The sequence below is a fragment of the Methanobrevibacter sp. UBA212 genome (genome assembly GCF_905233225.1).
In the GTDB taxonomy this organism is placed as follows: domain Archaea; phylum Methanobacteriota; class Methanobacteria; order Methanobacteriales; family Methanobacteriaceae; genus Methanocatella.
On record NZ_CAJODJ010000066.1, the window covers coordinates 1 to 10,869 of the forward strand.

The 10,869-nt window shown below is 36.1% G+C and carries 12 protein-coding genes and 2 tRNA genes; 11 read left to right on the top strand and 3 right to left on the bottom strand.

The genetic code is table 11. The features are described from left to right. Positions 1-178 precede the first annotated feature (178 nt). The 6 genes from QZ138_RS11045 (at position 179) to QZ138_RS11070 (ending at position 2,930) form a co-directional block, all read left to right on the top strand. Positions 179-748 carry an exosome complex RNA-binding protein Csl4 gene (locus tag QZ138_RS11045; protein ID WP_292601982.1) on the top strand — a complete coding sequence of 190 codons (570 nt, stop codon included), beginning with the start codon at positions 179-181 and terminating at the stop codon, positions 746-748. Between the two features lie 14 nt (positions 749-762). Continuing rightward, complete coding sequence (locus QZ138_RS11050) at positions 763-1,041, top strand: DNA-directed RNA polymerase subunit L (protein WP_292601980.1); 279 nt, start codon at positions 763-765, stop codon at positions 1,039-1,041. Positions 1,042-1,071: 30 nt separating this feature from the next. Beyond that, positions 1,072-1,488 (top strand): NUDIX hydrolase, encoded by a 417-nt coding sequence (locus QZ138_RS11055; RefSeq protein WP_292889074.1) that lies wholly within the window; start codon positions 1,072-1,074, stop codon positions 1,486-1,488. Positions 1,489-1,558: 70 nt separating this feature from the next. Beyond that, complete coding sequence (locus QZ138_RS11060; protein ID WP_292601976.1) at positions 1,559-1,870, top strand: transcription factor S; 312 nt, start codon at positions 1,559-1,561, stop codon at positions 1,868-1,870. Positions 1,871-1,881: 11 nt separating this feature from the next. Next, entirely contained in the window at positions 1,882-2,835 is a 954-nt protein-coding gene (locus QZ138_RS11065; RefSeq protein ID WP_292889075.1) for a sodium/calcium exchanger protein, read from the top strand. Between the two features lie 21 nt (positions 2,836-2,856). After that, positions 2,857-2,930 (top strand) — tRNA-Arg (locus QZ138_RS11070). A 1-nt stretch (position 2,931) separates the two neighbouring features. On the opposite strand, the gene QZ138_RS11075 is transcribed toward QZ138_RS11070, so the two are convergent. Then, on the bottom strand, positions 2,932-4,761 hold the full coding sequence (locus QZ138_RS11075; protein WP_292601972.1) for a helicase C-terminal domain-containing protein: 1,830 nt from the start codon (positions 4,759-4,761) through the stop codon (positions 2,932-2,934). A gap of 70 nt (positions 4,762-4,831) precedes the next feature. Here QZ138_RS11075 and cobI point away from each other — a divergent pair, with 70 nt between their 5' ends. Then, positions 4,832-5,536, top strand: a complete 705-nt coding sequence (gene cobI, locus QZ138_RS11080; protein WP_292889076.1) for a precorrin-2 C(20)-methyltransferase — start codon at positions 4,832-4,834, stop codon at positions 5,534-5,536. Here the strand turns inward: cobI and QZ138_RS11085 are convergent. Continuing rightward, positions 5,533-6,303, bottom strand: a complete 771-nt coding sequence (locus QZ138_RS11085; RefSeq protein WP_292889077.1) for a V4R domain-containing protein — start codon at positions 6,301-6,303, stop codon at positions 5,533-5,535. The two genes, cobI and QZ138_RS11085, sit on opposite strands and share 4 nt — an antisense overlap. 287 nt (positions 6,304-6,590) lie before the next feature. Between QZ138_RS11085 and QZ138_RS11090 the strand changes: the two genes are divergently transcribed. The 4 genes from QZ138_RS11090 (at position 6,591) to QZ138_RS11105 (ending at position 10,417) form a co-directional block, all read left to right on the top strand. Further along, complete coding sequence (locus QZ138_RS11090) at positions 6,591-7,976, top strand: carbon starvation protein A (RefSeq protein ID WP_292889078.1); 1,386 nt, start codon at positions 6,591-6,593, stop codon at positions 7,974-7,976. A 60-nt stretch (positions 7,977-8,036) separates the two neighbouring features. After that, entirely contained in the window at positions 8,037-8,915 is an 879-nt protein-coding gene (locus QZ138_RS11095) for an alpha/beta hydrolase (protein ID WP_292889079.1), read from the top strand. Positions 8,916-9,074: 159 nt separating this feature from the next. Further along, positions 9,075-9,959, top strand: a complete 885-nt coding sequence (locus tag QZ138_RS11100) for an MATE family efflux transporter (RefSeq protein ID WP_292889080.1) — start codon at positions 9,075-9,077, stop codon at positions 9,957-9,959. Beyond that, a complete protein-coding gene (locus tag QZ138_RS11105) occupies positions 9,959-10,417 on the top strand; it encodes a hypothetical protein (protein ID WP_292889081.1) in 459 nt (152 codons plus the stop codon). The genes QZ138_RS11100 and QZ138_RS11105 overlap by 1 nt, the downstream gene beginning before the upstream one ends. A gap of 109 nt (positions 10,418-10,526) precedes the next feature. Here the strand turns inward: QZ138_RS11105 and QZ138_RS11110 are convergent. After that, positions 10,527-10,610, bottom strand: a tRNA-Leu gene (locus QZ138_RS11110). Positions 10,611-10,869 lie beyond the last annotated feature (259 nt).

The following is a 10,869-nucleotide window of genomic DNA, read 5'->3' on the forward strand; positions in this document are numbered from 1 at the left end:
AAAATTTTGATTCTCTGTCCAACAGAAGTATAACAATGTTATTAAAATCATTGAAAATTTAAAATTCTGGAAAAAACTACTTAAGTTTCGGTGCATGTCCACATATGAATACTTTTAAATATAAACATCAATAAAATTATTATATTAAAGAAATTTTTATATTTTTGGTGATTTTAATATGAGTATAGAAGATGAAAAAATTGTAATGCCTGGAGATAAGTTAGGAATAATCGAGCAATATCTGCCAGGGGACGGTACTTATGACGATAATGGCGACATTAAATCAGCAGTACTTGGAAATGTTAAAATTAATCAAAAAATGAAGGTTATTTCTGTTGTGTCAGATGCAAAACCGGCTCTTTTGAAAGTGGGAGATACCGTTTATGGTCAAATAACTGATATTAAACCTCAAAGAGCAAATGTAAAAATCGAATGTATGAAAGACAATGGCAGGCCATTGGCCCTACCTTATATGGGAGCGATTCACATCTCACAAGCAAAAAAGGATTATTTGGAAAAATTGTCTGATGCTTTTAGAATTGGAGACATCGTTCAGGCAAAAGTCGTTAAAATAACTGGAGACAATGTTGATTTAGGAACAGTTGACGAAGATTGTGGAGTCCTAAAGGCAATGTGTACCCGCTGTAGAGATTTCATGCACACCACACAAAAAGATAATGAGCTTCAGTGCAATACTTGCAATAAAAAAGAAAGACGTAAAGTCTCTAAAAACTATGTTAATGATTAATTAAGGTTGATAAAATGGAAAATTTTAAAATTATTGATGATAAAACTTTAGAACTCACTTTTGAAGTTGAGGATGAAAGTCACGGAGTTTTTAATGCTTTAAGACATGTTCTAATGCAAGACCCAGATGTTGAATATGCTGTTTACAATATCGATCACCCTCTTACTGGAAAACCACAAATGACCATTAAAACCAAAAGAGGAAAAAGACCTAGAAGCGTATTGAAAAAAGCAGCAGAAGAATTACAAAAAGAAAGTTCTGATTTTAAACAACTTATTGATGAAGCTTTATAGCTTCAAAACTTTTATTTTTAATGTGGTTAAATGTCAAAATATAAAATTCCTTCCCTGACCGCCGATATCTTTATTTTTGATGATGATTTCAATTTTATTTTAATCAAAAGATTGAATGAACCGTATAAGGACTGTTGGGCACTGCCGGGAGGATTTGTTGAGTATGGTGAAAGTGTAGAAACCGCAGCAATGCGTGAAGCAAAAGAGGAAACCAGCATTGATGTCAAACTGATTGATTTGGTCAATGTTTATTCCAAGCCGGATAGGGACCCAAGGGGTCACACAGTTACTGTTGTATACACTGCAAAAGGCGATTTAAGCACTAGAAAAGCAGATAGCGATGCAAAAGAAATCGGTATTTTTTCACATGATGAAATCAACGATATTGACATTGCCTTTGACCACAGACAAATAATTAATGATTGTTTGAAAAAAGCCAAAAAATAGGTTTTTTTAGGTTATATTTAAATAGATTAAGAAAAATATTATTTACATATAATTTAATTGAGGAGATTGAATGGAATTTTGTCCAGAATGTGGGGCCATGATGCTTCCAAACAACGGCATTTTAAAATGCAACAAATGCGGATACTCAAACGAGTTAGACAATACTAAAGATTACAAAGTTTCAGAAGATGTTAAAGCTGAAGAAACTGTTAAAATGCTTGGAGAAGATGTGGACGTTGGCCCAGTTACCAATGAAACCTGTCCTGAATGCGGACACGATAAAGCTACTTATAAAATGTTACAAACTCGTAGTGCAGATGAAGCTCCTACCCGTATTTTCACATGTACAAAATGTAAGCATACATGGAGAGCTTATGACTAAGAGGGTTTTTTATGAAAGATTCTAAAGAAAAAGAGCATCGAATTTCAGATCTTAAAGATATGATTGACAATGTCACTACTGAATCATATGACGAAATGGAAGAGGACAGTGAGTTAATCGATTATCTTAATGGACCCAACACAGATTTTGAAGAATTAAAAATTGATGATGAATTCATTTATCATCCGGGTGACGAATACAATGATGCCCTTAATTTAGAAGAAACCCCAATTGATGAGGACTACATTATCAAAGCCCCAAAAAGCGAAGATGTTAAAAAAGATGAATATACCAATATGGAAGAAGACCTGGTTGGAGACATCAGCGAAAACTTCGATAACGTTATTAATGCAAAAATCAAAGGCAGACCTGTTCTAGCCATCGTCAGTTCCATCATAGGAGTCGTATTGATTATCATATCCGTATTCATTTTCGAATCACGCAGTGATAGAGTTATAGACAACGTTGTTGCCGGTGAAAGCAGTTTTATGTTTGTTATTTTCCTAGTAATAGGAGTATTTTTACTTATTTATGGAGTATACAAATTATTTAACATTAAAAATCCATTTGAAAAGATTACAAGCAGTATAAATACTATTGATAGTGATGTAAAAGAAAAAAAGGATAATACCAACACCAAACTTGAAGAACCGTCACAAAAACCAATACCAAAAAGTGAAATTCCCTTAGATAAGGAATCCTACAAAATAGGCGAATTTGACGTGAATGATTTAAAGACTTCTCTTAAAAAACCTACTGCTTCTAATAAAAAAGTGCAATTCAAGGAGACCATCGAAGATTTGCCTCCTGCAAAAGAGAAATCTTTGAGTGAAAAAGAAATTGAAGAGATGGAATACGAGCATGCCAAACTTGAAAGCGAATCAATTGACGATATTTTCGCTGAAGTTGAAGAAATCGAAGACATGCCGATAATCTCAGACAATTCAAAAGAAAGAAAAGAATAATAAAAGAATATTTATAATACGGGGCCTGTGGTCTAGTTAGGAATGACGTGGGACTTCGGATCCCAAGATCGAGGGTTCAAATCCCTCCAGGTCCGCTTATTTTTTAACGCGAACAACAGCTTCCTTGAAAAAGTCAGGAATCAGTGACCTGTACATAGGACTTTTAAACAGCATGTTGATGTCGCTGTCGATGATGTATGTGTAGCATGAATCATCTTCTGCCCTCATTCCACGGCCATAAGCCTGCATCAATGTCATGACTGTCTTATAGGCATACCATTTCTTATCCCTTTTCATTCGCATGTTTACCTGCTTGTCACCAAGGTAAGGGAATGGTATTTTATAGATGACCTGGAATCTGCACTTGTCATAAGGCAAATCCACACCTTCACTCATTGATGGAGATACCAAAACCAGTGGATTGTCATCCTTTTCAAAGAAACTCAATACCTGCTCCCTGTTTTGTGAAGTATGGGAGACAAGCCTTGAATTGTAAAGGTTGTTGGTAATGTACTGCTGGCACTTGTAGCTGTGGGTATGAATCAGACCCTTGTCGCCTTCATGCTTTTTTAGAATTTCCTGCAATATAGGAATTGTCTTTGGTGCGGTATTCTTAATTCTGTTTGCAGACATTTTTCCGGCCAGGTTAAGAATGATCGGTCTTTTTTCCTTTGTAAACGGACTGTCAACCTTTATATGATAGACCTCATTGGGATTGAGACCCAGCCATTTGGAAAACATCTTATGGGACAATATTGTAGCACTCATGAAAATGACAACATCACCATATTTCAGCAGATTGCTTTTGGCATATTGATGAACCCTCAACGGCTTGAAGCATACGCTGGTTTCATCAGTGTCGATGACCCAGTTTTTAGGTTCCTTTTCAAGATTATTCTTGAGAGTCTTGAGGCGGGCTATTGTTGATTTTATTCTATCTGCCTTGTTTTTGCTCAAATCCTTCAATTCAATTTCCTCGTAAGATTCCCTAATTGCATCAATTTCCATTATCCAATCTTCAATTTCGCCGTCTTTCAAAAGTGATTCGGACATTATCTTGTTAATATCCTTTTCAAGAGACCTGTTATACAGTGTAAGCTCCATTGTAGACATCAGCTTGTTCTCAATGTTGTGGGCCTCGTCCAAAATAAGCAGTGAACGGGTTCCGAAATGCTTAACATAATTGAGCTCAACAATTGCATAGTCATAATTCATCAGTGTTATCGGCGAGTTTATTGCATTGGCCTTTTGATTCCAGTAATGGCAATGAGCGTCTGACTGGTAAAATACGGTTCCACCGAATGAATCCTCAAAAGCAAGTTCCGCATCCAATGTAGGGTTTTTGGCAACGCCGTAAGGGCAGAAAAACTTGCTGGATGTTGGAGCGGTCTTGCAGTCCCCCATGTCACATGTTGTCTCCAGATTACCATGCAAACATGCGAAATTTCCCCTTCCCTTAACCAGCGGGAAAGAGAATTCATTTGAATATTGGGACTGGAGCTGCTTGGTCATTGTCAATATATAAGCGGATTCATACATTTTGGCAAGGGTTGTGGCAATTGCAGATTTTCCTGTTCCTGTTCCTGCCTCCAAAATGATGTATTTATACCCTTTTTTAATAGCATCGTTAATATCCTGTATGATCTCCAGTTGCCCAAGCCGTGGCTGTTCAAAGGGAAAGTTGACTATAATCTCATCATCAATGTGAGGATAGATTTCCTTCAGGTAGGCTGCGGTTCCCTCATCCTGCTGATAGTCGTCAACCGAATATACCTCAGGAATCTCATCATCCAAAACGGATGATTTTTTAGGCTTGGAAAAACTAAACAAGTTAGTTGGACCCTTAGGTTTTTCTCTATCGTATTTTCCACAAACACAATTACTTTTTAACATTCCACAATTTGGACAAAACATAGAATTTGACATCAAAAATATATTAGTAAAGTAGTACTATAAATAAGTTGCAAAATTGTATTTAAAATGTTAAAGTGATTATATGGCTAAAAAAGGAAAACTGATTGGAATTGGTGTGGGACCCGGAGATACTGAATTGGTAACCTTAAAGGCTGCTAAAGTTTTAAAATCTGTTCCGGTAGTATTTTCACCAAAATCATCAAAAGAAAAAGAGAGTATTGCATTATCCATAGTTAGACCAATACTTGAAGAGAGAAAAGATTATAAAAGATTGATGATAGTAGAACCTATCTTTCCAATGATTGAAAACAAAAAAGAGCTTGAAAAGATATGGACCAGCGCTTCTGAACTTATTTCACAATATCTGAATACAGGAAGGGATGTTGCATTCATAACACTTGGAGACCCTTCAATTTTCAGCACATACTCATATGTGCAAAAGAAACTAATAGACAAATATGAAATTGAAACAATACCTGGAATTACTTCATTTACCGCCTGTGCGGCTGCAAAAAACAAGGCATTGGTTGAGCAAAACGATATTTTAACCATTGTACCTAAAATTGACGACAGATTGGAAGAAATCCTGGATTACAGCGATTCAATTGTACTTATGAAAGCATCAAGAAACACTTCCAGATTGGAATCAACAATTGAAGATAAAAAAAGACCTAAAGAAATCTATTCCGTACAGAATTGTACACGTGAAAATGAAAAAATAATTGAAGGATTTTCTAACGAAAAGCCTTACCTGACAACCACCATCATTCAATTCAGCGATGATTAGTATGCTTTTATGTGTTGAGGTTCTATCTCAAACACACACTTTTCATCACCCATTGTATAGCACTGGGTTTCGATTACGCTAACCGGCAAGTTAAAAAATTCGGAGAATAGGCCTTCCAATATTCCATTGTCTAAAAAGCATGCTGGTTTACCTGTTCTTGGCAGCAATTTGCATTCAAAACAGTCATATGTTGTAATCTTGATTATTTGTCCGACTTTGAAAGTCATTCTTCCAAGACCCTTTCTTTGCCAATAATCAGCAATGTTTTGCATGAAGACATCCAAGTCGTCATCATATAATATGTCAAAAATTGACTTCCCTATGCTGTTTCCGGTTGCCTGAAGGATTGGATCTATGTTTACCCCTTCCTGTATGAGCATTGACTTTAAAGTGTGGAACAGCAATGTTGAGAATTCCTCGTCGTTTTCAATGATATTTTTGATTATATAATCGGACTGGGTCTGCTCAATTTCTTTCGGCTCGGATATGTTGACTGAACCGAGATATTTTGAATTAATGTAGAATATCTTTTTCCTGTTGTCATTTGGATGGACCCTATAAGAGATTATCCCACTTTCCCGTAGGTCTTTTAAATGAACTGATACAGTTGATTTTGATTTGCCCGTGTTATTGACGATTTCATCAAATTCCATTTCACTGTCTCTCAACATCTCTAGAATTGTTAGCTTTACTGGACTTTTTACAACATTGACACCAATGTTATCATTAACGTTTGAAAATATTTGTATTGGTTTTTGTACGTTCATTTGGCCATCCTCCAATGGGTATAATATAATCTAAAATTATTGCTTAATAAATGTAACTAATAAATAAAAATTAGCTAGCGTATAAGAAAATAAATAAAATATGAACAATTAATAAAAATAGACTAAAAATAATACGAAGTGTTTGTTTAGAGCAAAATAAAATAGTTCGTATACATATTATCGAACAATTAATACGGTTGAGACGACTGGATTACATTTTTTCATACCCATGCCCACACATTGCCCAATGAAAAATTTTTTATAAATCCGATGCCAAAATAACCACAATGATTAGTTTCGTAATTTGCTTTTTGGTATTGATTGCGTCATACTTTGTTTATGGAAAAGTTGTTGAAAAAGTAGCAGGTGTCGATGAAAACCGCCAAACCCCCGCATATAGTTTACAAGATGGAGTCGACTATATGCCCATGTCTCAAATCAAGAATTTTCTTGTTAATTTTTTAAATATCGCAGGATTGGGGCCAATTTTTGGAGCCATACAAGGTGCATTATTCGGTCCGGCTGCTTTTTTATGGATTACATTAGGAACTATCTTCATTGGATGTATTCACGATTTCTTTTCAGGATTCATGTCCATGAGAGATAACGGATTGACAATGCCCAATATAGTCTCAAAGTATTTGGGAAAAAATACCGAAAGATTTCTTGCAGTCCTGCTGGTTCTCACCGGCATTCTTGTTTCAGCAACCTTTGCAAAGGGGGCTGCGGACTTAATCACCAACTTAACCAATATCCCCATAATTATCTGTATAATAGTAATATTCATTTACTTCCTGATTGCAACAATCTTTCCAGTTGATAAAATTATTGGAAGAATTTATCCTGTATTTGGCGCATTATTATTGATTATGGCTGTGATAATGACTGGAGGAGTAATCTTGAATCCTGCATACTCCATTCCAGAGTTTACAACACAGGGACTATATCTAAGTGAAAAAAGCATTTTCCCATATATGTTTGTTACCATTGCATGCGGAGCAATTTCCGGTTTTCATGCATCACAATCTCCAATTGTTGCAAGATGTTTGGAAAATGAAAAGGATGCAAGACCTGTATTTTTCGGATCCATGGTTGTTGAAGGTTTAGTTGCCCTTTGCTGGGCGGGCATTGCAATGGCATTTTTCCACGGTCAGCCCCAACTTGCGGCAATTTATGGTGCAGAACCTTCAGTGGCAGTCAATCAAATGGCAACAGCATTGGTTGGGCCTGTAGGTTTAGTCCTGACCATTATCGGAGTCGTTATCTGTCCGATTACATCAGGGGACACCGCACTTAGAAGCGCAAGAATAACAATTGCCGACCAATTCCATCTTAACCATGAAAAAATCATTTCAAGAATTAAAATTGCTGTGCCATTATTTTTAGTATCATTCGGATTGACATTTGTTGATTTTAGTTTGATTTGGAGATATTTTGCTTGGTCCCAATTGATAGTGGCTACAATAGTGCTGTATTCTGCAACCATTTATCTGATTAAGACGAAAAAGCACTACATCATTGCATTAGCCCCGGCAATCTTTTGTACTTTAATCGCATTCGGGTATATTCTGCAGGCTCCGGAAGGTTTAAGACTGCCTTCAATGACTGCCAATGTAATTTCAGTTATTGCAACAGTGATTGTCACAGTAATATTCCTTAAGAAATTCAGATAGCAGATAGATTTATTATATTAATAGATATAATTTAAAACAGTAATGCAAGAGGTGTCAAAAATGTCAAAAAGGTCAAAGATTGTAGAAAACATACTGGAGAAAAAACATCGCGATTACATGGATTATCCCGATAAAGCCAATGAATATATACAGGAACGTTCTCTTGAAGAGGATGAACCTTATGAACTGCCGAAAAGGATATACCGCAGCAAAGTTGAAAGCAAAGACATGTTCGGATGTCAAATGTTAATCTTTAATGATGCCGAAGATGCGGAACGCTTGGTCATATATCTCCACGGAGGAGCATATGTGAATGAAATCAGGCTCCCTCACATTTCATTTTGCGACAAACTTGCAAAAAAGATTAACGCATGCGTATTCACCCCAATCTATCCTCTTGCCCCAAACCACACCTATGAGGAGACCTACGAAATTGTTGAAAAACTATACAACCATCTATTGGAAATGAACAAGCCAATTATAATAATGGGAGATTCCGCCGGCGGAGGGCTTTCTGCAGCATTTTGCGAATATCTGGCTGTCAATGATATACCCCAACCTAAGAACCTGATTCTGATATCCCCATGGGTTGACGTGTCAATGTCAGGGAATTATGATGACGTTGAGTATGACCCTATGCTTGGAGTGGAGGGCGCACGTGAAATGGGAAAGGCCTGGGCAGGAGACCTGGATACAAAAGACTATAAGGTAAGCCCGCTTTTTGGAGAAGTGAACAATCTTCCAAAAACTACCACATTCATAGGAACCCATGAGATAATATATCCGGATGTTGTCGAATTTCATGAAAAACTAACGGATGCAGGCGTTGATGCTGAATTGGTCGTTGGCGAGGAAATGAGCCACGTATACCCTCTATATCCAATGGTTCCGGAAGCAAAAGAGGCATTTAATTATATTGTTGAAATACTTCTTGAATGATTCTGAAATGAATTCTTTTCAAAGGCAGCATCCTATGCACCATGGCAAAAGCGGAATTCAATGAGAAGAAAGGAAATGCATATTTCACGATTTCGATTATTGGAATCATAATCATCGGGCTGATCATGACTCTGTCAACTATAATATTTCAGGGGTCATATGTCCAATTGTTATGTCACACAGTATTTCCACTACTATGCCCTTGGAATAGTATTTGAATGCTATATGGTATGTTTGGCCTATTTTATCAAAACTGATGGCTTTGTTGATATGCAATTCAGGGCGTTTTTGCTTTGCAATGTGGTCAATATCATTCTCGATGTCATTTTAATGAAATTCTTGAATCTAGGCGTTTCCGGAGCTGCAATGGCAACAACCATCGGCCATATTGTCTCAGCAATCTACATTACATTATACTTCTTCAAATCAAACAGGACATTGAAGTTCATCAAGGTCAAATCATCTGAAATAATTGGTTATGCTGTGAACATCTGCAAATCCGGTTCATCTGTTTCCTCAATTCCATTATATACCACAATCAGACTGGTATTTTTAAACGCTTTAATCGTTGGAATTCTAGGGGAACTGGGTCTGGCCGCATTCAATATGTGCTATAACACACTGTATCTGGTGAACATTTTTATTTTAGGCACTGTCCAATCAATTTTACCGATTGCTGCCGTCTATTATAAGGAGGAAGATTTCACCGGCGTGGATTATGTAACCAGAAGATCCCTTAAAATTGTAATTGGATTTGGAGCATTCTTTTCAGCACTATTCATTTTATTCCCACAAATAGTATTGTTCATATTCAATGTAAGCAATCCCGCAGACATTCCGACAATAATTAACGTGATAAGGATATTTTCAATCAGCTTCCTTGCATTCGCAGTCAATAGCCTGTACATGTTCTATGCGGAATCCGTCCAATATAATAAATTGGCCAATATCGTTACCCTTCTTCAGGGATTGATTTTCCCGGTGCTTTTTGCATACATCTTTGCCTATTATGGGGAGCGGAAGGATTTTGGGCTTCACTTGTAGTGTCTGAATTCGCAACCTTGTTGTTTATTGCCATATATTCCAAAATCATGGCCCGAAAAAGCAATAATGACTATTCTGGATTTTTCCTGATTAAAAAACATGAAAACGCAACAGTGTTTGAATTCACCCTTGACGGAAATGTTGAGGATGCGGTCAAATTATCTGAAAACATCCGGAAATCCTTTAATGAAGACAGATTATCCGTTCTTGTAAGTATGACAATTGAGGACATGATTGTCCATATCATCAACATCAACGAGAATATAGATTTGATTGATATAATTATTAGGGATAATGGAGAGTATATTCTAATTTCAATTAAATATTCGGGCAAGTGCATAAATGTAATGGAAGATGAAGATATGGCATCCAATATCGCCATTTTAAACAAGATTTCGCAAAAAATTGATTATTCCCAAATATTGGGTTTGAACAATATTGTAATTAGAATCAAATAGAGGATTTTAATATCGCTTTAAACAGGACACCAAAAATTTACGACCTTAAAACTGTTTATATAAACTATTTAAGACACTGTTTAGTTTAAAAAGTTAAAAAAACAAGAAATAGACGCGGTGGGATTCGAACCCACGTAGCAACTAATGCATAAGACCCTGAATCTTACTCCTTTGACCACTCGGATACACGTCTAAAAGAAATACCTGAAAAAGTAATCCAAGTAATGAATCTTAACTATATTATTTATAATACTTTTTAGTATAAATATGTAATCTTATTCGACCCATTGATTGTCAGGCCAACAGTTCTTATATTCTCAACTTTCACATATAAACCTAAAAAATACGAACAATTCGTATAAAACTTATAAAAAAGTTCCGATACTTATCGATTCGGACCACTAAAACTCTAATACAAACTTTATTTTTTACAAGTGATAAAATTTTTGGAA